General features: G+C 68.1%; 21 protein-coding genes. 16 read left to right on the top strand and 5 right to left on the bottom strand.

Going from position 1 to position 21103, the window contains the following annotated elements:
* The first annotated feature begins 19 nt into the window (after window positions 1-19).
* From dnaB to KPL59_RS12210, 8 genes are all read left to right on the top strand, one after another.
* Window positions 20-1423, top strand: coding sequence for a replicative DNA helicase (dnaB, locus tag KPL59_RS12245; protein ID WP_374111622.1), 1404 nt, complete (start codon window positions 20-22; stop codon window positions 1421-1423).
* The gene (locus KPL59_RS12240; RefSeq protein WP_226360873.1) at window positions 1420-1689 is read left to right on the top strand and encodes a hypothetical protein; all 270 of its coding nucleotides are present in this window, start codon (window positions 1420-1422) and stop codon (window positions 1687-1689) included. The genes dnaB and KPL59_RS12240 overlap by 4 nt, the downstream gene beginning before the upstream one ends.
* Window positions 1690-1938: 249 nt before the next feature.
* Window positions 1939-3423, top strand: coding sequence for a hypothetical protein (locus KPL59_RS12235; protein WP_226360872.1), 1485 nt, complete (start codon window positions 1939-1941; stop codon window positions 3421-3423).
* Entirely contained in the window at window positions 3374-3517 is a 144-nt protein-coding gene (locus KPL59_RS37595; protein ID WP_374111621.1) for a 50S ribosomal protein L32, read from the top strand. The genes KPL59_RS12235 and KPL59_RS37595 overlap by 50 nt, the downstream gene beginning before the upstream one ends.
* Before the next feature lie 2 nt (window positions 3518-3519).
* Window positions 3520-3876, top strand: a complete 357-nt coding sequence (locus KPL59_RS12225) for a hypothetical protein (RefSeq protein ID WP_226360870.1) — start codon at window positions 3520-3522, stop codon at window positions 3874-3876.
* Window positions 3877-5592: 1716 nt separating this feature from the next.
* Window positions 5593-5976 (top strand): hypothetical protein, encoded by a 384-nt coding sequence (locus KPL59_RS12220; protein ID WP_226360784.1) that lies wholly within the window; start codon window positions 5593-5595, stop codon window positions 5974-5976.
* Window positions 5977-6049: 73 nt separating this feature from the next.
* Window positions 6050-6436 carry a hypothetical protein gene (locus KPL59_RS12215; RefSeq protein ID WP_226360869.1) on the top strand — a complete coding sequence of 129 codons (387 nt, stop codon included), beginning with the start codon at window positions 6050-6052 and terminating at the stop codon, window positions 6434-6436.
* Window positions 6433-6591: a hypothetical protein gene (locus KPL59_RS12210; protein ID WP_226360868.1), complete on the top strand. Its 159-nt coding sequence runs from the start codon at window positions 6433-6435 to the stop codon at window positions 6589-6591. The genes KPL59_RS12215 and KPL59_RS12210 overlap by 4 nt, the downstream gene beginning before the upstream one ends.
* Window positions 6592-6988: 397 nt before the next feature.
* On the opposite strand, the gene KPL59_RS12205 is transcribed toward KPL59_RS12210, so the two are convergent.
* The 5 genes from KPL59_RS12205 to KPL59_RS12185 form a co-directional block, all read right to left on the bottom strand.
* Entirely contained in the window at window positions 6989-7453 is a 465-nt protein-coding gene (locus tag KPL59_RS12205; RefSeq protein WP_226360867.1) for a J domain-containing protein, read from the bottom strand.
* Window positions 7450-9390 carry a TraM recognition domain-containing protein gene (locus KPL59_RS36860; protein ID WP_226360866.1) on the bottom strand — a complete coding sequence of 647 codons (1941 nt, stop codon included), beginning with the start codon at window positions 9388-9390 and terminating at the stop codon, window positions 7450-7452. Before KPL59_RS36860 ends, KPL59_RS12205 begins: the two co-directional genes overlap by 4 nt.
* Window positions 9391-9561: 171 nt before the next feature.
* Window positions 9562-9984 carry a hypothetical protein gene (locus KPL59_RS12195; RefSeq protein ID WP_308187873.1) on the bottom strand — a complete coding sequence of 141 codons (423 nt, stop codon included), beginning with the start codon at window positions 9982-9984 and terminating at the stop codon, window positions 9562-9564.
* Between the two features lie 213 nt (window positions 9985-10197).
* Window positions 10198-11361, bottom strand: a complete 1164-nt coding sequence (locus tag KPL59_RS12190; RefSeq protein ID WP_226360864.1) for a DUF6545 domain-containing protein — start codon at window positions 11359-11361, stop codon at window positions 10198-10200.
* A gap of 201 nt (window positions 11362-11562) precedes the next feature.
* Complete coding sequence (locus KPL59_RS12185) at window positions 11563-11952, bottom strand: hypothetical protein (RefSeq protein WP_226353151.1); 390 nt, start codon at window positions 11950-11952, stop codon at window positions 11563-11565.
* A gap of 1820 nt (window positions 11953-13772) precedes the next feature.
* On the opposite strand from KPL59_RS12185, the gene KPL59_RS12180 reads away from it, so the two are divergent.
* The 8 genes from KPL59_RS12180 to KPL59_RS12145 all read left to right on the top strand — a co-directional run.
* Window positions 13773-14270, top strand: coding sequence for a hypothetical protein (locus KPL59_RS12180; protein WP_226360863.1), 498 nt, complete (start codon window positions 13773-13775; stop codon window positions 14268-14270).
* Entirely contained in the window at window positions 14270-15571 is a 1302-nt protein-coding gene (locus KPL59_RS12175; RefSeq protein WP_226360862.1) for a MinD/ParA family protein, read from the top strand. Before KPL59_RS12180 ends, KPL59_RS12175 begins: the two co-directional genes overlap by 1 nt.
* Entirely contained in the window at window positions 15568-16680 is a 1113-nt protein-coding gene (locus KPL59_RS12170) for a glycoside hydrolase family 16 protein (protein ID WP_226360861.1), read from the top strand. The genes KPL59_RS12175 and KPL59_RS12170 overlap by 4 nt, the downstream gene beginning before the upstream one ends.
* A gap of 183 nt (window positions 16681-16863) precedes the next feature.
* A complete protein-coding gene (locus tag KPL59_RS36855) occupies window positions 16864-18810 on the top strand; it encodes a transglycosylase family protein (protein ID WP_308187872.1) in 1947 nt (648 codons plus the stop codon).
* Entirely contained in the window at window positions 18807-18983 is a 177-nt protein-coding gene (locus KPL59_RS12160) for a hypothetical protein (RefSeq protein ID WP_226360860.1), read from the top strand. Before KPL59_RS36855 ends, KPL59_RS12160 begins: the two co-directional genes overlap by 4 nt.
* Entirely contained in the window at window positions 18980-19939 is a 960-nt protein-coding gene (locus tag KPL59_RS12155; RefSeq protein WP_226360859.1) for a hypothetical protein, read from the top strand. Before KPL59_RS12160 ends, KPL59_RS12155 begins: the two co-directional genes overlap by 4 nt.
* A gap of 100 nt (window positions 19940-20039) precedes the next feature.
* Window positions 20040-20426 (top strand): hypothetical protein, encoded by a 387-nt coding sequence (locus KPL59_RS12150; RefSeq protein ID WP_226360858.1) that lies wholly within the window; start codon window positions 20040-20042, stop codon window positions 20424-20426.
* A partial coding sequence (locus tag KPL59_RS12145; protein ID WP_226360857.1) for a hypothetical protein occupies window positions 20423-21103 on the top strand: 681 nt, incomplete at its 3' end. The genes KPL59_RS12150 and KPL59_RS12145, both read left to right, overlap by 4 nt.

The raw sequence follows: 21103 nt of genomic DNA, 5'->3' as shown, positions 1-21103 counted from the left end.
GACAGCTCCCGGGCGTGGAGTGCCCGGTCGTGGAGAGCCGCGAGCGAGTGAGAGCGTCGCTGCCAGCGCTGCTGGTGCGGAGTTGTTGCCGCCGGAGGACCTCGTGGCGGAGCAGGCGGTGCTCGGGGCGATGTTGCTGTCGGAGACCGCGATCGGGGAGGTCTGCGAGGTGCTGGTCGGAGCCGATTTTTATCGGCCGGCGCATGAGGTGATCTTCCGGGCGGTCGTGGCGCAGTTCGGGGACTCGAAACCGGTGGACCCGGTGACGATCGCCGCGGCGCTGGAGCGGTCGGGTGATCTTGTCCGGGTCGGTGGTGCGGGATATCTGCACACGGTGATCGCTGCGGTCCCGACGGCGTCGAACGCCGGTTTCTACGCTGAGCGGGTGCGGGAGAAAGCGGTAGCGCGGCGTCTGGTGGAGACCGGGACGCGGATCAGTCAGCTCGGCTATCACGGGGGCGGTGACGGTACGCCGATCGATGACGTCGTCGATCGTGCGCAGAGCGCGTTGGACGCGGTGACCGACGGGGCGGGGACCGATGCCGGTCAGGCCCGGGTGGACGAACTGTTCGATGATCAGCTCGCCGTGTTGGCCGAGATACAGGCGGGCCGCACCGAACCGGGGTTGGCGACACCGTATGCGGATTTGACGCGGGTGACCGGCGGCTGGAAGCCCGGGCAGCTGATCGTGGTGGCGGGGCGGCCCGGGCTGGGGAAGTCGACGGTCGCGGTGGACGCGGCCCGCCACGCGGCGTTCTCTGAAGGTCAGAGCGCGGTGGTCTTCTCGTTGGAGATGAGCCGTAGCGAGTTGTGGTCGCGGATCGTGTGCGCCGAAGCCCGGGTGAACTACCGGGCACTGTCCACGCCGCACGGGTTGACCCCGGCCGACTACGAGCGCCTGGACACGGCGCGGCGGGAACGGATCGCCGCCCCCGGCGCGGGCGCGCTGGTGATCGATGACAGCGCGTCGATCACGATGACCCAGATCAGGGCCCGGGCCCGGCGGCTGAAGCAGAAACACGGCCTGGGCCTGGTCGTGGTGGACTATCTGCAACTGATGAGCTCGGGACGTCGTGCGGAGTCGCGACAGCTGGAGATCAGCGAGTTCTCTCGACAGATGAAAGTCCTGGCGAAAGAGCTGGAGGTGCCGGTGATCGCACTGTCCCAGCTCAACCGCGGCCCGGAACAGCGTCTGGACAAGCGACCGTTGTTGTCGGATTTGCGGGAGTCTGGCGCGATCGAGCAGGACGCCGACATGGTGATCCTGTTGCATCGGCCCGATGCCTACGATCCGGACGATCCTCGCGCGGGCGAGGCCGATCTGATTCTGGCGAAGAACCGGGGTGGCCCGACGTCGACGGTGACGGTGTGCAGCCAGCTGCATTACTGCCGATTCGCGAGCATGGCCGCGGGGACCTCATGACCGGTTCCGGGGCCGAGTTCGAAAAGGTGGGTCGGGTCCGCGGGTATCGGATCGAGGCCGATGTGGAGTTGTCCAGCGACTGGCTTCCGGACTCGGCGTTCACGACGGTCTACCCGACGATGGATGGGGCGATCGCGACCGCGATCGAGGGTGTCGAGGACCCGGAGGTCGATGAGGTGCGGATCGTGCACGTGGCCACTGGCTGGGTGGTGTGGCGGTCCACCGATGAGGAATTCGAAGGGCCTTCCGGGAACCCTGCGGAATAGAGCGCTGCCGCACCGCTTCCGGTCCTCGCCGCCCGGAGGGGCGGCTGCGGTCCGGGTCGGCCTGCCCTCGACTCGTGCGGTTCCGGTCGGTGTGGCTGCTCGGCGCGTCCTCGCCCGCGGCTCAGCCTTGTCGCCGTTCGCCGTTCGCCGTTCGCCGGTCTGCGGTCCTGCGTTGTCGTGTCGGTCCCCGTCCGTTGCCCCTCCACGCTCCCACCAGATCAACGGCCACAGGACCTGGTCACCCATCGGGTGCGGCTGGCCGGTGGGCTCGGCCTCGACGCCGACCGGGTCCTGTTCGCCCCGGGGCGTCGCGGGCAGGGGGCGAACCGGGCGAGGTTGACGATCATCCACACCGACCCGGTCGCCGCCACCCGGTTGTTCACCTGCCCGCGGGTAGTTGACGGCGTCATCAAAGGTGTCGGGCGCTCGATCGACGGCTCCGGTGAAGTCGATGTGCTCATGTGGGACGACGGCGGGACGGTGCCGACGGCGGTTGTCGGGTCGACTGGGGGCGGGAAGTCCGGGGCGACGAACATCCTGACCACCGCGGCGTTGTCGACCGGTGTGTTGAACCTGCTGTATGCCGATCCGAAAGGGAATTCCTCGACCGCCCTGGCCAGCCGGGCGCGGGTGGCGGTGATCGGGAAGCAGAACGTGCTGGCGCTGCCGCGGCTGGTGACTGCGATCCTGGCCGCGCGGGCACAGATCGCCGCCGAGGCCGGCTCCGACCTGATCTTCCCCAGCGAGCAGGTGCCTGGGTGGATGTTCCTTCATGACGAGTACTCGTTTGTCGCGCACGATCCGAAGGTCGCCGCGTTGTGGACCGAGACGGTCAACACCGTGCGGGCGCTGGGGATTTGGCTGGTCGGGCTGAACCAGTCCCAAGGCCAGGCCGCGTGGGGCGGTGATCATGCGCGGTCGGCGTTCGCCTCCCAGGTGGTCGCGTTCCGCACGAACTCGAAATCCAGTTCGGATCTGGTGCCCGGCCTGTTGTTCGATCCGGCGGAGCTTCCGCTCAATGATGGGCGGCCGCGGCGCCCGGTGCCCGGGATGGCGGTGCACGCCCATCTGGATGCGCCGGTGCGCTGGGACTGGCTGCCCAGCGATGCGGACGCGGCCCGGATGGTCAGCAAGGGCCTGACGGCGCCGGCGTTGACCGCGTCGGCGGCGTTCGACCGGTTCTTCGCCCAGCCGGAGTTGCATCCACTCGACGCGGCGGCGGTCACCAGTGTGCTCGGCCCGCCCGTGGGCGGGCGGTGGCAGGTCGGTGGCCTGGGCGGCACCCACACTCTCGGCGACGACAGCGTCGTTGGTGGAGCCACCGGTGGGGCCGCCGTCGTCGTCGCGGCCGGTCGGGGGGCCCGGCGAGCACCTTGGGGCAGCCGCGCCAGCCGCGCTAGCCGCGCCAGCGCCGACGGGGAGTCTGCCGCTGCGGTGGAACTGGCGGCGTCGGCGGTGGTGTTGTCCCCGGTGCAGGCTGAGGTCCTGGCCTTGGTCGCGGGCGGGACGGCGACGACCGGGGCGCTGGTCGATGCTGTGACCGCGTCGAAAGCTGCGGTGCATGACGCGCTGGATGCGCTGATCGGCTATGGCCGGATTATTCGTGTGGTGCGGGGTCGTTACCAGATTGTCGACCTTTCTCGGCGCGAGGAGAACCCGGCGTCGGGGGACTGCCGTTTGAACGATGGGGATGTTGACCTGGAGGGCAGTGTCGATGACGCTCGTCGAGTGTGAGGTGTGCGGTGACGACATTTGTCCTGGGCGGGTCTGCCCGCGTTGTGTGCGGGAGGTCGGGGGAGTCCCGAGAATGGCGTTAGTCGCGCCGTAAAGGTGGTTATCAGTACCGCGTTGTCGCGGGGTCGTGATTTGCGGCATGTCGTTGTCGATGTGAGGTCGGGGGAGATTGTCGATGACGCGCAGGGTTACGGCTATAGGTCGGCGCAGAATGCGTATCGCGCGCATGGCTACACGTCGGCACCACCGAAGAAGAAGCAGCGGGCCGCCGCGCAGCGGAAAGTCAAGGACTGGTGTGTCGCGCATCCGGCGTTCATGGCCGATGTCGAGAAGATGGCGTTGTGCGCGTTGAAGGACGGTGAGTCGCTTGCGCGGGCTGATGTGGAGCGGTTACTGGCCGATCATGGTGTGGAGTCGCCGTTCAGTGTCGGGGTTTTGATGCGGTATTGGTGATTTGTTTCTGCGTGCAGTGGTGAGGCGGGTGAAGGGGCTGCGGTCCGGCGCTGGGTGCCGCATTTCCTGTGGGGGTTGATTGTTTGTTTTGTCGGTGATTCGGGTTTCGCGGTGGCGCTCGTTATGAAGTGCTATCGGTCGGGCGGTCGGCGAGTCGATCCGCGCCGCGGCCTGCCCTAAGGTGGGTGAGGACGGGAAGCGGATTGGCGGCGTCTTTTCTCGGTACTGAAACAGTGTTCGTGCTGAAACAGTGTATTTTCTTGACGGTCGGCGTTTGGTTTCGCGCCGGGGCATGGTCGTTTTTCGGCGTTCTTGGTGCCTGCCCTCCGGGAGTGTTGACGGGTTGGCAGGCGGTCCGGCCGTGGCGGCGGTGCGGGTGTGTCGGGTCGCTGATGGGCTTTGATACGGCTTTGAAGCGGCTGGAAGCTCCTGAGAAGCGGCGTTGAGGGTTTTCTGCTGCTGGATGAGGCCGTTTTATGGGTGCGGCCTGCTGGTTTAGAGTGTCGGGCTGGGGGGCCGGGGCCCGACACCACCCCCAGCCTGCTTCGCTGACGGCCGGCGGTGGTGTCGGGCCCCGGCCCCCCAGCCCGACCGGGTCACGGAGTGACCCCAGTGTTCTAGTACGAAGTTCAATGCCTTTAAAAAAGCAAGGTCAAAGGCAAAGTCAACAGACTGTGGGGGAGGTGGTGGTTGGGTTGGGTTGGGCGTATCTGCTCGTAGGTGGGTTGTTCGCCTCGCTGCGCATCGGCGCAGTCAAACCCTCGGTTTATCGGGGTGGTCGGGTTGGGTGGTGATCTTTTGCGGTGGGTGGGGTTGTTCGCCTCGCTGACGCCTCGGTGGTGTGCGATGTTGTTGGCGGAATATTTTGGATGGGTAGCAGGAAAGGGTGGTTGTGGTGTTGGGTGAAGTCGGTGAGCGGGTGCGTGCGCGGCGTCGGGATGCGGGTTCGGTGGTGTTGACGGCGCGGGATACGGGTTTGTTGGAGATTGCTGCGCATCAGTATGGGTTGCCTCTGGATTTGTTGTCGAGTGTGTTGGGGGTGTCGGCGCAGGCGGCGCATGCGGTGGTGGGTCGTTGGAAGCGTGCGGGGTGGGTGTGTACGGGGAAGGTGGATGCGGGGGCGATGTGGGTGTGGCCGTCGCGGACGTTGGTTCGGGAGTTGTTGGGGTGGGATGTTCCGGGGTGGCGTCCGCGGCAGACGGTGTCGGGGCATGTGCGTGCGGTGGCGGCGGTGCGGTTTCATCGGGTGGGTTTGGATGTGGGGCGTTGGGTGTCGGAGCGGACGTTGCAGCATTTAACGGGGTGGCGTCCGCGTGGTGTGCCGGTGCCGCATATGCCGGATGGGGTTGAGGTTTTCCCGGATGGGCGGCGTGCTTTGGTGGAGGTGGAGTTGTCGCGGAAGACGCGGTCGCGTTATTTGGAGTCGCCGCCGAAGAATGGGGAGGCGGATATGGTGGCGGGTTTGTTGTCGGCGGTGGTGGACCGTGCTCGGGAGTTGGAGTGTGTCGGTGTGATGTATTGGTGTGCGCCGAATGTGTTGGGGCAGGTTCAGGATGTTGCGGGGGAGTTTGTGGAGCGGGACCGGGCGCGGCGGGCGCGGGCTCGGAACCCGGAGGCGTTGGCGCCGCAGCTGAAGTGGGCGATCCGGGACATCACCGAGGTTCCGTGTTGGGAGCCGGGGCCGCGGCGGTCGGCGCGGTGAGGACGATGAGGCCGGTGGGCGTGGGCGTGAACGCGGTGTTGGTCGTCTGCCGTCAGGATTTCGATCTGCCCGGGAAGGACCTTCCCGGGGCGGCGGAGGTCCTGGGTGAGCACTTCACGGGGCTGTTGTGGCGCGGTGTGTTGTCCCGCGCGGTCGCCGCGGTCATCCTGAACCCGGCTCGTCACGGACACGACCGTGACCTGCTCAGCGTGGAGATCGACGTCGTCGCCCGGAACCACGTCGCCGGGCTCGCGACCGCGCTCAACACCATCCGCGACGGTTTCCGGCTGCTCCCGATCGCGCTACCCGACCGGTTCACCACCGCCGAGATCGAACACCTCGCCAGCAGGATCGTCGGCGCCGACGGTCTCCAGACCAGTACCCGCAAGATCGACTAACGCGGCATGAATCGGACTATCCTGGACCTGGACCTGTGGGGGCGCGCTGGTGGCGAAGAATTTTCATTGCGTGATGCAACTTCTTGAGGTGTCGCCGCAGGTCGGGACAGCGATCGCGGCGCCGTTACGGACCGCGATGCGCCGCCAGCAGGGCGAGCACGGCGGGAAGCTGGTCGGGACGAAAGCCGACCTCGTCCCCGGTCTCGGTGTCGGCCTGGCGACGATCGTGATCGCCCGGTCCCCGCAGACCGCGATCGGTTTCGCCGCCCGGATCGCGAAGACCGCGTTCGTCCGGCTCGCCGCCGACCCGACGGTCTGCTACGACCTGGACATGAGCATCGCCCAGGTTGAGAACCTCTATGCCGCCACCGCGGCCCCGGCGTGGCTGGCCCCGGGGGAGTTCCTCGGCTGGCAGGCTTGTAACGACCAGACCTGCCCCGACCGCGAACAGACCGGATGAACCCGCAGCAGCTACCAGGCCAGGTACGTCAGATCGGCGCCGGTTTCGGGCGGCCCACGACCGTCCGGCTCAGCATCCCCGCCGACCTTCATCAAGCGTTCGCGGCGTGGCGGTCGCAGACCGCGCTCGACCTCGGCCTCGGCGTGGACAGGTAGCGCCGGGCTGGGAGCGGATCACGACCGGCGCCGGGCGCGCGCTTCCGGTGCGCGGAGTGCTCTCGGTGCCGGTCATCGAGGCGAAGCTGCGGTGTGCCCTCCCTCGAAGCGGCCCCAGTGTCGAACGGTGCCCAGAACCCGCCAAGGGCGCCGCGAGCGGCGTCGCTACGCGATCGGCTACGCCGCCCCTTGACTGAACCTGAGCACCGCTCGGGCGGCCTTGTATCGAGGAAGAGCAGCCGTCGAGACGGGCGTGGTGTCGGTCCGTCGTCGGGCATCCGGTGACCTCGTCGGACACACACGACGACCGGTTGAGGCTATCGTCGCTGGTGGCGGGCGCCGGAGTTCCTGTTTCGCGGTCGGAGTAAACGCGGTCTGGACGGCGCCCGCCCCACAGTCAGGGACCGCTTACCGGCGAGCGGGATTCAGCGTGGGCGGCGGCCAGGTAGACATGGTGGGCAGCCGCTACCGCGCCCAGCAACGCGACCATCGCGGCCACGACCGGCGCGGCGACCAGGGCGACACCAGCGGTGAGGACACCGACGGCAGCGAGCAGCCCGAAAGTCCGTAGGAACAGAAGCCCACCGATGGCCGGCGCCGACGCGCGCGGCCCCGCCGGCCCCGCCGGTGTCGTCGTGTGTGGAGTTGCTCGCGGTGGCGCTGGTGGTGTGGTGAGTAGTTCGTAGGCGCTGGTCAGGGCGATGAACCGTTCCGGGTCGCCGCCCCGGTCGGGGTGGTGATGGCGGGCCGCGGCCCGCCACGCGGTCCGCAGCAGCTCAGGTGAGGCGCCGGCGGGGACACCGAGCAGCGCCGCGGCGGCGGCCCGCGCCTGTTCAGGATGGACACTCGGGCTCGGGCTCATCGTGGGTCCTCGTTGCTGGTGTCGTGTGTCCAGTCGTCCCCGGTCCAGTCCGGGGCCTGGCCATCTCCGCCGCCGGTGGCCCGGGCGCCGTTACCGGTCGTGGTGCCGGGGCGGCGGAGCCGCCTGTTCACTGCGGCGGCCTGGCCGGCGGTCAACTGCCGACGCGTCAGCGCCGGCCCGGAAGTCGGGGCGTCGCGGTGCGGTGAACCGGCGATCGCGGCCGAGCGGGTGAGTGGGGCGACGACGCCGTAGATGACCTGGTCGGGGGTGGCGTAGGCGAGGTGGTGGCGGGGGAGTTGGCGGAGTCGGTTCGGGTCGAGTAGGTAGGTGTGCTGGCGGCGCACGGTCCCGACACCGGTCATACGGCCACCGTCGAGTTGGTAGCCGACTTCGTCGACCAGCCGCGTCCCGAACCGCTCGGCCAACGCTTCGGCGTTGCTGGTGCGGCCGAGCAGGGCACCGCCGCCCATCGCGCCCAGCAGACGGCGGCGTTGGTCCTCGGTGTCGGCGAGGCCTTCATAGGACTGGGCGGAGACGATGACCGACCCGCCCAGGGAACGGAGGCGTTCGACGAGGTTGATGACATCGCCCGCGGTGTCACCGGAGACCGCGGAGAACTCGTCGATGACGAACAGCACCTGCCGGCGTTGCCCGTCGTGAGCGACACCGAGTTCGTAGGTCAGGAGTTCGATGAGGACGGCGGTCTTCGTGGCCGCGACGACCTGGTCGGTGGCGCCGGGCACGGAGACGTAGAGGGCGTCGAAGTCCGACAAGGGCTGCCCGGCGTCGAAGTCGCCGCCGATGCTGCGGAACAAATCCGCGAACAGCAACAGGTCGCTGTCGAGCGATGAGGCGCCCGCTCCGCCGCCGGTGGTCTTGGTCAGGGCGGCGATGGCGCGTTCCTCGACCGGATGTCCCGCCCACGCCGCCGTGAGCCAGGCCGGGTCGAGGCGTTGCAGGAACTCCGCCGACGACGCGGGCGGTTTCTCGGTGGGTGCGTCGATGATCAGGTGGAGCAGGCCGCGTTGGAGGACGTCGTAGAAGCGGTGATCGGTTTTCGCGAGTTTGTGCAGGGCGGCGCGCAGCTGGGTGGCGGGCATGCGCCACATGTTCAGCCGGGTCTCGAACGGGAACACCCCGACACGGTCCGGGTGCAGGCCTAGGTCTTCCATGGCGTCGGCCCAGTCCCGGGCATCGTCGGCGGCGTCGGGTCCGCCTTTCGCCGCCAGGAAGATCACCAACGGCCGTGATCCGCCCGCCCCGGCGGTGCTCTGCTGCTGGTTGTAGGCGGCCCAGGCGATGTCCATCCAGCACGCCGAGCAGCGCACCAGCATCGTGGTCTTCCCGGCGCCGGTCTCGGCCAGGCAGACGGCGTGAAGGGCGATCGCGGGCATCGGGACCTGTAACCACGGCGCGGCGCGTCGACGCAGGGTGTCGGTGAGTAGGTCCGGCTGGGCGCGGACGGTGTCATAACGTGGGCCGAGGACGACCGACGGTGTGCCGTCACGGCCGTGGCTGGCCAGTGGGGTGCGCTCGCGGCGGGCGCGGCGGGCCGCCGCACCGGCGCGGATGTGTAGCTGGCGGCGGACGTGGCGTTCCCCGGCGGCCTGGGCGACACCGGACCGCATCCGCTTGGTGTAGAGGTGCCACCACACCCAGGACGTGATCGCCACCAGAGGGGCGGTCGCCGCGGCGGAGTCGATCCCAGCGGGCAGGTAGTGCCCGTCCCATGCCTGACGCACCGCCGAGGCCGTCAGCTCCAGGCCCCACCAGGGCAGCATGCCGACGATCGGCCCGGCCAGCGCCGCAGCGGCCACGACGACCAGGGCGAGGTTGCGCAGCCGGCGCGGTTCCCAGCCGCGGGCCCACGCCCACAACACCAGCACATGCCCGACCACGGTCGCGGGCACCACGACCGCCGCGACCGCCACGAACACCTGACCGACCGTGACACCACCGAACAACGGGATATCCGGAAGGTCCGGGGCCCGCAGGCCGCCTGCTCCGGTGTTAATCACGGTTGCCCTGTCTGTAATCAGATGACATATTTCAGCTCTTCCTATCCAAGGCGACCGCACATCGCACGTCACCCTCTCTTCTTGAAGTTTCTATAGGATTAACAGTGTAAACATTCCACCGGCAAGTAGCCCTGTCAGTGCACCGACGATTACCTGTGCTGTGGTGTGGTCATGAAGATGCACGCGCGACCAGGCAACTGCACCTACTAACAGCGCTGCCGCCCACCATTCCGGGCCGCTTGCAGTGGCCATGATCGCCACCGCGCTCATGCAGACAGCGGCGTGGATCGAGACTTTCCATGCAAGAGTGATCGCGCTGGTGACGAACAGTGTGGCGAGCAGTGTGAGATCGAGGGCGATGAGCGGCCATGGCGCGCGGAGAACGATGAGCAGTCCCAGGCCGATGGTGCTGAACCCGATAGTGGCGAGCAGGGGGACCAGCCGCCCTCGTCGGTTACGGACATGGTGGCCGTCCCACCGGCCGGTGCGGGCCCCCCAGACGATTACCGCCATCGGCAGAATGCTACTCGTGAGAGCGATGAGTAGTCCCCATCCTAGTGTCGGGAGCAGCGCACGCGTAACAACCCAAGCGAGGGCCAGTGGCAGCAGTGCGACTACCACGGATGGGGCTAAAATCTCAGTCAGCACGCGGGCTGTCCGGTTGATGACCGTTTGAGTGTGGCCGGACACTCGATCAGGAGATGCCATAGTCCGTGAAACGCTACCCTAGCTGGTTGTCTGATTTTCTGTCGGGCTCAAGTCCGAGCCCGACAGAGGTGAAGTGAGCATTCGATATAAATCAGGTGCCGCACGAAGAGCATGATAGGCTCGCAACAGCCGTCGCGCCTGAGCTTCGATGTCCATCTCCGGAATGGCATCAACCTCGGGAGTCTCCTTCTCCTTCTCCTTCTCCTTCTCCTTCTCCTTCTCCTTGCCTGGTTCTTGCTCGGCGGCCACTCCCCTCGCGAACACGTAGGCGTCGCTGAGAGCGGACACGCCTAGGTGGCCGCGCCCGGCGACGATTTCACGGGTCACCGCGACGTCCTTCTCAGCTTCGGTCACATGACGGGAAGCGCGGAGTTCAATGTCGCAGATTTCAAAGACTCGCCCGCACAAACGTGTTGTGGGGCTGACAGACGATTGGTGACGCTCGGCGAAGTATAGGTCCTTCAGGTTACCTTGGGCGATGAGCTCCCAGAGTGGCCTGAGTCGGCGGTAGAGGCGCTGATGCCGATAGTCAATTTGTTTGCGGACGATAAGTTTGACGAATTGGGGCGCCCAAAACCGCGAGAGCCAACCGAGAGTGCCGAGGACTAGTGCGACTAGCGGAAGTACCGTGCTGATGACGAGTTCCAGCGAGTCCTTGTGGATTGTCCCCCACCTCGGGAGGAGCCCAACAGAGTAGGCGCCGACGCTCCACAAACGCCCGGCCAGATAGAGCAGTACTACAGCGCATACGGTGCGATGAAGATGCAGACTGACGCGACGCCATGCTTCCGGCTCCAAGCGGAGCTGCTTGGACAAAAGAACAGTAAGACCGATTATCGCCCACCCGAACCCAACACTGTATATCGTGTAATAAGCGATCACCGATGGATGTAGCCGGGGGACCAGGAAAACGGCCTCACTGATATGCGTTGCCGCGAAACATGCTGCCATTCCAGCGGAAGCAACCGACAGGACCGCGGCACGGCGCAGAATGAGCCGCCGCGCTGAAAGCAAGTCCAACTGACTAAACGCCACTACAGCGGTAACGCTCAACCCTGCCGCAAGAACCAGAACATTTCCCAGAAGCTGGGAAATGTTGGGGTAAACAATATCTATAATGTCCCTGCTGGGTGGGGCCATGACGGCCACTGCGAGCCCCAAGCTCGCCATGTACAACAACATTGCCCGTACTTCTGGCGGTGTAGTTCTACCCACCTTCCGTCGGTGAAGTCGCCATCGTATAGTAGCGACACAGAAACAGACCACGGGAAACAGATAGTACACCGTAGTGTTGGCAACTTCGGCAGGAGACATCTCGCCGCTAAACTCTTTCTGCGTTGGATATATGGGTTGTAATGCTCGATGCGGAGCGCCTGAGTGCCGCTACCCACCCCCTTCCTGCGAGTCGCAATCTGTGTTTCCCGAGAAGCTTCGCAAGATGCGCAGGACAACCTCCCGATCCTGCTCCCCGATCTGTGTGCTCCGAAAGAAAATCTCCTTCACGTCCGCGCTTCGTGCCGCTACGAGGATTTCTATCTGCTTTTTAATGTCTTCCGCTTCGGGTCCGTCGAAGAAGTACCCAGCTGGAATTCTAAAGAATTCAGCTAAACCGCCTATGAAGTCCAGGGTGGGGTTTTTGCGTTGCCCGCGGCGGAGTACCCGCACGTACTGACTGGTCGCTTTATATCCGGCTTGTCGCACTCCGGCTGCGACTTCAGAATTTGAATAAGGTCCTCGCCCAGCGGGATAAAGATGGTCGAACAGATAGTTCAAGCGGTCAGCAAATGAATCGCTAGGATTGTGGTTCAGCTGGGATTCCTGGCCTTCTGATGTGCCCAACAGGTCTCCTTCGTCAAGCTTGCAATGCAGTAAAGCTACTCCAGTCGACAGCTCTTCGGCTGCACTCCTCACCCGCCGAAAGTCGTTCTCATGCGAAGAGCTACAGTGTCACTCACTGCACCTTCTGTCTCCGATTTCGGCTCGGGCGAGGCGGCTGCAGCGGACAAGCAGGTAGCGAACGCCTCCGCTTCACGTTCCGCGCAGTCCTCGTAGACGCTCCTCCCGAGATAAACTGTCAGCGCCTCAGGAGTAATGCTGGCCATGCTTCGAAATAGAGGGGAATCTTCCGGCCTCCGCGCCGCGGCATGGTCGAGCACCATGTGTCCGACTTCATGCAGGATGATATGCGTAGCATGCGGAGCGTCCAGTGGGAATCCTATCTCGTCATAGGTTCGCCTCGGGATGTATACTCCACACTCACCTCCTCCGAGTTCCCTAAATAAAAAGGTTCGCATCTTTATGGGCCGCCCCCTGTGGGTTTCTAATCGTTCCAGGTAGTCGCGGATCGACCCGTCAAAGTGGCCGATGGATTCGTTAAGATCGGAAATTACGCTCGCGCAGCGCTCAAGAACTTCCACATCAACTGACGGCTCTGTCACGTCGGCGGGGTTTCTCCGGAGACCTCTGCGTCGGCGAGGTGCGATCTGATCCTGCCCTCGGCGGGCCCATAGACCTCTACAACACCGAGGAGTGGCCCAAAATATTATATCCATGTCGTAGGTCTCCGGTCCCGAAGAAGATGCGGGGAACTTTTCTTCGTCAGCCCCCAAGATGGGGACTCGCCATTTTTCGTCCTGCTCTCGTAGCGCTACGAGTCGCCGGAAGCAGCTTTCGACCGGGAGCCAGGACCCTGGATCGGCCGTCAGGGACCCCGTGGGGATTCCGATCCCCACAGCGACCTGGACGACTTCCTCCGCGGACAGCGCGACCCTCCCGTCCGAAGCCACCTGTCTCAGCACCCGGCGCGCATCAGGTCTCGGCCACGCCGAGTCGCTCCGCAGGCCGCGCGACTCGTGATCCAGCTTCAGCACGGTTGATGACAGAAAGCTGAGTCTTTCGAGTAAGGTTCCATCAACTGATCGTGTCGTCACGCGTACTCCACGTAGGCGCACTGCGGCAGGGGTAGGTCACTTCGCCCGGCGATCGTTCTTCGCGTCATCCGCCTCCACCTATCCGAACTATAGTTTGCTGACCCTAGCAGGGCATGCGGTCCCCGTCGCCACCGAGGCGGCCACGCTGGCCCGTCGCCTTTGCGATTTCCCCAGGTACATTGCCATATATCTAGCAGTATTGCGGACCCGCGGCGCCCAGTCTATAGTTTGGGAGCTCAGATGCGAGGGAGGCGCGATGATCGGTGCAAGCATGGACGGTGCGGCACTCGGCTTCCCGTCTGTCTCCGGCTGCGATCGGCCGGTCTGATGTCGCGACGCAGCAGTGAGTGCGTCTCTCCGTGGCTGGTAGCGCCAGGACTCGGTTCCCGGGACACGGCGTCCGACAGTGCAGAACCTCGGGATGATCTTGGGACCGCATCCGTGCACGTCATTACCTCGCGGCGCCCACGACCGGACCGTCCAGCAGCGCAGCGTGGAGGGCCCGCCGGGCACTACTGCTCTGCTGCGCCCGATCCTGGTGATCATGTTGAGTTACCGTCGCCGCAGGTCAGGTTCGACGAAGCGTTCCCAGCGGCGGCGCCGCGGCGGCGGCCTCTCGACCGCGTGCCGGCGGAGCCGTCGTTCGCCCGTGCGGTGCGTTCGGTGGAGCCGGTGTCGGACGTGGAGGCGTCGGCGTTCGCTGCCCGCTTCGCCTGCGATTTCCAGTCGTTCGACGAGGACGTGCCGTGGCGCCGCGCTGAGGTCCTGCGCGAGGTCCTGGCCGATGCGGCGGCGTGTACGTGGGGCTGGTCCGGCGCGGGCCGTCAGCGTGCGGATTCCCCGTTGCCGGGGCGGTTGTATCGCCGCTCGGACACGGTGGTGTTCGTCGAGGTCGTCGTCCGCGCCACGCCGTATGTCCGCGTCGACACCACCGGCGGTGTGCCTGTCGATGGTCCGGAGGTCGGGGAGGTGGCGGCGGTGCCGGGGATGGTCGGCCGCTCTTGCGCGCCGCCGGAGACGGACGCGGCCTGGGCCGCGGGTGAGGCGTGCTGGGTGCGGATGACGGTGCCCGTCACACGCGCTCCGGAGGACGGCCGTCTGGTCGTCGATCCCGGTCTGCTCACCGGTCCCACCGCTGACGAAACAGGCGGTGGTCGTTGATGTCGTCGAGTAATCACGTGTCGTCGTCGTCGGAGGCGGCGGAGTCGGGCGGGACGCCGTCGTGGTTGACCGGAGATGCTGCGGCGTGGGCGGTTCCCGGTACGCCGCCCGCGGCCGAGACGCCGGCGGCCGGAGCATCTGGTCCCGATGATCCGGGCGGGTCCACGGAACCGGCCGCGGCCCCGCAGACTGTTCGATCTGCTGTCGAGCCGCCGGAACCGGCGGCGCCGGCGGCGGCGTTCTGGAACACCGACACCGCCGCCGCGCTCGGCGGCCAGGACGTTCCGGTCGCCGGTTTCTCTGATGGTGCCGCGTTCGCTGATGTGGTGCGCCCGAAGCTCGCGGCGCCGACACACGGCTGGCGGGCCGCCGTCTATGCCATGACTGCTGGGCGGTGGAATCCGGGCCTGTCCGAGGCCGAGCTGCGGTTGAAAGACCAGGTGCGGCGGGTCACGACACCGCTGTCCGGGCCGTTCTCCGTCGCGGTCGGCAGCATCAAAGGTGGTGTCGGGAAGACGACGTGTACCGGTGTGCTCGGGCTGGCGATGGCCGAGTACCGCGGGGACCGAGTCATCGCCATCGACGCCAACCCGGACGCCGGGACGCTCGGGGACCGCCTCGTCGGCGAGGCCCAAGCCGGGAAGCGGACGGTGCGGGACCTACTACGCGACCTGGACCAGGTCCGTACTTCTACGCAGCTGTCGGGTTACACCCACCTCGCCGGCCGCTTACGCGTGCTCACCTCGGAGCAGGCCCCGGAACTGTCGGAGATGTTCTCCGAGCGCGACTACGAACGTGTCCTGCGGCTGCTCTCGATCTACCACGAGCTGCTCCTCACAGACTGCGGGACCGGCCTGGTGCATTCGGCGATGCAAGGCACGCTGCGCCACGCCGACTCCCTGGTCGTGGTGGGTGCGCCGACGAAAGACGGGGCGTCGCGGGCGGCGCGGACGTTGCAGTGGCTGGCCACCCACCAGGACGACCAGGGCCGGTTTCCGTATCGGGACCTGGTCCGCGACGCCGTCGTCGTCCTGTCGTGTGATCGGCAGTCCCGGTATGTCGATGACACCGTCATCCGGGATTACTTCGCTTCCAGGGTGCGGGCAGTGGTGGAACTGCCCGCCGACCCGCACCTCGCCACGGGCGACATCATCGACCTCGACGCCCTGGCCCCGGCGACGCGGGATGCGGTCCTCGAACTCGCCGCTGTGGTCGCCGACGGTTTCCAGAGCCGCACCCACGGTCTGGCCTCCCACGGCTTCCGCGATGCCCGCGACGGCCATCAGGCCGGTATGCGGTGATCGGCTCCGGGCTGGTCACCGCCGTGGTGGGTGCGGTGACGTCGTTGGCGGTCGCGTTCGCTCCGGCCGCGCCTGTCCCGGCGGCCGCACGAGTCGAGTGCGGCTGGCGGATCACCGCGGTGCATGTCCTGGCCGAACTCGACGGCGACACCAGCGAGCGGGCGCAGATGTGGCGGTCGGCGTTGACCAGCGTCGGCGCCGACCAGCCCGGCTTCATCCCCGCCACCTGCTACCAGGCCGGGAACCACCCGGATGATCATGAAAACGGATCCACCGAGCATCCAGCACAGACCGGACAGACCGGACAGGACGCGCCTGGCCCGGGCGGTTCTTCTGCGCTGCCGTCCGTGCCCGGCCAGGGCGACACCGCAGGTGAGGTGTTCGGCTGGGGCGCCCCGGACGTTGTCGACGACTTCACCGGCACACAGCTGGGGCCCGGCTGGAACGCCTACGACGGCCCCGGGCATGCCGGGAACGGCACCCGCTCCCCGGCCGCGGCGACCGTCGCTGACGGCATTCTGACGATCGACGGGACCGGGGACGGCACGACCGCCGGCCTGGCCTGGACCGCGCACTCCCAGAAATACGGCCGCTGGGAAGTGCGGATGCGCGCCCCGACCGGGTCCCCCTCCTACAACGCCCTCGCCCTGTTGTGGCCGACCGAGGAGAACTTCCCGGTCGGCGGGGAGATCGACTTCGCCGAGATCATGGATCCGTCCCGGGACAAGATCGAGTTGTTCCTGCACTACGGCGCGGACAACTCCCAGGTCCACGGCGAACTCAAGATCGACGCCACCGAGTGGCACAACTACGCGGTCGAGTGGACACCCGGCGGTGTGACCGCGTTCGTCGACGGCCGCGAATGGTGGAAGACCACCGACACTTCGATCTTGCCGCCCGGCCCGATGCACCTCTGTTTGCAGCTTGACTGGTTCCCGCGCGGCGACGGCGAACCGGGGCGGATGCAGGTCGACTGGGTCAAGCAGTGGGGCCTGGCCGCCGGTGAGGGCCCGTCCACGACCTCCGGCGGCAGCGCCGGCTCCACGGATGCGGATTCGTCGACGTCGATCACCGACGAGATCAACAACAACACCGGCAGGTCGTCCTAGCCGCACCTGACCTACCGCACCAGCTCGTGCTCCCCGGCTCCCTGACCTGGAGGTTTCCCCCGCATGTCCCCGCTACCGCGTCCGACCCGGCGACGGTCGTCTCGTGCTGCGCGGCCGTCGTGGGCCGAGCACGTCCCCCGCCGCCGCCTGGCCGATCGGCTGTCTGATCGTCTGCCTGCTCAGGTGCCGACCGTGGGGGTGCGCCGCTCCGCGGTCGCGGTCCTGACCGCGACCGCGCTACTCGGCGGCGGCTACGCCGCCGCGGTCGTCACCGATCCGGAACGGCGGTCGGTGGCGGTGCTCGGACTGACCGCGACCGGCACCTGCGACCAAGCGACGGCGGCACGTCAGCACGCCGCCGCGTCCGCGACCCGTGACCAGGCGCGGGCGCTGCTCACCGACCTCACACTGTCTGACGACCCGGCCGACCACGCTCTGGCCGGACAGATCACCGATCTCGGATTCCGGCCCGCCACCGAGTCGGTCAGGTGGCGCCAGCACGCCGTGGACGTCTCCGACCAGCTCCACCACCTAAACAGCGCCGACCCGCAGCTCAGCGAGGTCGGTGTGCGCCTCGCCGCGGCCGGGCTCGGCCCGACACCGGCCGACCTGATGGCCCCGCCGCCCGCAGCGGACCTCGTCGACGACACCGCCGCCGCCGATGCCGCTCTCAGCGCGCTCGACCAGGCCCGGACCGCGATCACCGCACCAGCCACACCCGCGGCACCGGTGGAGCGGTCGCGGGCTGCGGCGCCGCCGGTCCCGGCAGCCTCACCGCCCACGACAGCACCAGCACCGACGACCAGCGCTGCCCCACGCCCCGACAGCGGCAGCGGCAGCGGTGAGAAGACGGGCGCGCTCACCACCGGTAGCGGCCGGGACGACGACAACCAGGTCACGACCGATCCCGCACCGAGCAGCGCGGCACCGCCCCCAGCGTCCTCGTCGTCGAACCGCGTCGTCACCGACGTGCAGACCAACCAGGGGCGGGCCCCGGCGGCCGAGGACGCTGCGACCGCGCGAGCGGCGATCAGCATGGTCACCGACCTGCTCACCGCGATCCGCGCCGACGGCAGCAGCGACGCCACACAGGTCGGCGTCACCGTCCTCGACGCTCTGGATCGTGATCGTCTCGCCGCGCTGGGCGCCGCACCCGCCGACCTCGACGCCCTCGACCAGCTCCGCACTACTACCGACACCGGCAGCAGCAGCGTCAGCGGCAGCGGCAGCCGAGACGGTGAGAACGAGGTGTCCAGCGCGCAGACCGGCCGGGTCGACGACGGGGCGCCGGGCCCATCCCCGACACCGAACTCGACACCGGACTCGGAGCCGGCGGCAGAGACGTCAGCCGTGTCGGTCGATCCCCGGCCCGGCGCGGCGATCACCCGCACCCAGACCAGCAGAAACGGCACCACCACCAGCACCACCGACGCCGACGGCGGCGCCGGGGACGGGGACGGGGACGGCGTGTCCGGTGGCGCGGCGGTGTCGGCGAGTTCGGGAGCGGTGTCGGCGGGCATCGAGAAGCTGACCGCGCAGGCCCGCGCCGCGGCCGAGGTCGACCCGGTCGCCCAGGACCTCCTCGACGCCCTCGACCGCACCACCACCAGCAACAACACCAGCAGCACCGGCGGCGGCACGAAGGGCAGCACGGACAGCGGTTCGGGCGTCGGCACCGATCCCGACGAGAACGAGCCGGCTGGTGAGCAGGCTGGGAACGAGCCAGCGGCGGCCGCGGTACCGGATGGAGCGGTCGACGAGCGCGGCGCCGCTGCCGGTGAGCAGCCGCGCCGGACTGCACCGAGCACCCCACCGAGCACTGCACCGGGTACCGCGGGACGGGGCGAGCCGCCGCCGAAGGCGACGGACGGAGGTGTGGTAGCCCCGGCGACGGACTCGACCTGGGACAAGCTAGCCGAATGCGAGTCCGGTGGCGACTGGACGACCCGAACCGGTAACGGCTACGCCGGCGGCCTGCAGTTCAGCCCGTCGACCTGGCGGGCGTTCGGCGGCGAAGGCGACGCGCACGAGGCGTCACGGGCCGAGCAGATCGAGGTCGCCCAACGAGTGCAGGCCGTGCAGGGCTGGGCGGCGTGGCCGGCCTGTTCGAAGCGACTCGGGCTCCGATGACCGCCGCCACCAACTCGACCGACGACACCGCCGCGGAAGGTCCCGGCCTGTCCGCGGCCGCGGCCGGTTCGGCGGCGCGGCCGCGGTCGGTCCCGGAACTGTGTCACCTGCTCGGTACCGCGCCCGCCGCGGCGGCGGCGGTGCGGGCCTGGATGCAACGGATGTGGAGATGATCGTGGACCTGACCGCGGCGGCTGCGGCCCGTACCGCCCGCGCCGGTAGTCCTGCTGACACGCTCGCCCTGGCTGAGCAGATGGGCGCCACGGTCGCCGCAGTGCAGAACCGGGGACGGCAGGTGTGGCCCGACCACGTCGGGGCGGCGGACTGGGCACCGTTCGGCGCGGTCATCCCCGTGCTGGCCGGGTCCCCCGCTGCGGGGGCATCGACGGTCGCCGCAGCGATCACTGACATCGCCCACCAGGACAAACGCTGCTGTCTGCTGGTTGATGCTGATGATCCGGCCCGGTCCGGGCTCGCTCAGGCCGCCGGCGCGGACGGGCCGTGGACCCGCCCGGTCACCGACCAGGTCCAGGTCCGCTACAGCTGGCGCGGGGGCCGCCCCGGCCGCGGTGCGCTGCTCGCCCGACTCGACACCACACTCCCCGGTGTGACACCGGGGATGGTGCCCGCACCGCCGGACTGGCTCCCCGACCCGCCACCGCGACCGCTGCACGTCACCGTCGCCGATCTGGGCAACGGCGGCTGGCGGGCCGCAGCGGCGGTGACCTCCGGCGCCGGAGGCTGGCTGCGCGGCGGGGAGCCGATGCCGCGCCCGGTGCTGGTCGTGCGCGCCACCCGGCCATCGCTACGCGCCGCCGAACAAGTCCTGGCCCGCCACGACACCTGGGTACAAGCCGGTGTCGCGGCACCGGTGGTCGCGCTGGTCGTCAACGGCGCCAAACGCTGGCCGGTCGGGATCGACGGCGCCACCGGGCCACGACTGTCAGCGCTGCTCGACGACGCGGTGTTCATCCCACCGAACGCCGCGGTCGAAGCCGACGGCGTCACCCCCGACCCGCTACCGGACAAAGTCACCGACGCACTCCGACCGCTGCTCGCCTCCTGGGGCGTGATCGACCTACTGGCCGGCTCGGCCGCCGCCCGCGACACCCCAGGACCAGGCCCGTGACCAGCACGCCGCCGTTGACAGCTGGTTCCCGTCGTGTCCGTGTCCGTGTTCGCTGCTCTGAGGAGCGCTCCCCGTGTTGAGAACTATTTCCGATAATGCTGTGTGGTTCAGTGCCGGCCGGTTCAGCGCCGGGTGGTTCGGTGCCGGGCTTCCGGGCCAGCAGCCGCCGCCTGCGCCGCCGCCGGGCGGTCAGGCCGGGCAGGAGCAGGGTTTGCCGCAGTTGCCGACGGTGGTGCCGAAGCCGTTGCCCGGCCGGTTCGGTGACACCACCGAATACCTCGGCGGCGTCATCATGTCCCTGGCGGGCTGGTCGGTGCCGGTCCTGTTCTTCCTGGGTGTGCTCACCATCGGCGCCGGCCGGCTGTGGGGAAACCGGCTCGCGGCGCTGGTCGGCGCCGGGATGCTCGGCACCGCGGTCCTGGCCGGTGTGCTCTGGGCATCCGGCCAAAACCTGATCAAGATGATCGCGACCGGCGAACTCGAATGACCACCACACCACCCGAGCCGTCTTCTTCTCCGCCGCTGGTGCGGGAGCCGAACCGGCGGCGCGGCTACGCGATCGCCGCCGGCGCCGGCGTCCTCGCAACACTGCTGCTCGCCGGCCTGGTCTACACGATCATGGGCTGGGTCGGCGGCCGGGACGAACCCGCGCCAGCGGCAGCACCGGCGGTGGAGGGTCCGGTAGCGCCGGAGTGGGCCTCAGAACAGGAATTGAGCAGCGCTCCGATGCTGCTGTTTCCGAATGCGGTGAGTTTCCCGCATGCATTGACCGCCGAGACGGCGGGGCCGCCGATCACGCTGCCGCCGCCGGGACGCGTGGTCGGGGTGCGGGTGCCGGACAGCTTCCCCGCGACCCCGGAGGGCGCGGTCGCGCAACTGGCAGCGATGACGCAGGCCGGGATGCTCGGCGGCGACCCGGCCGACTACGCCCGCGCGCACGACTCGATGACCGAGGCCACCGACGGGCCACGGGGGGACGGCTCGTTCCTCGCGCACCAGCTGACGAGCTTCCGCAAGAGCGCCGGACTACCGGCCCGCGGGCCGAAGCCCGGGATGTCGATCACCTGGACTCCGGCAGAGGCGCTGGTCAAGGGAACGGTCGGGGACCGGTTCGTCGTGGTCTGTGTGCTGGGGGAGTTCACGTTCGACTTCAAGGGCCAGGTC

It is taken from the genome of Pseudonocardia sp. ICBG1142 (assembly GCF_020496255.1).
Lineage (GTDB): Bacteria > Actinomycetota > Actinomycetes > Mycobacteriales > Pseudonocardiaceae > Pseudonocardia.
This window is presented reverse-complemented; position numbering and strand designations above follow the sequence as displayed.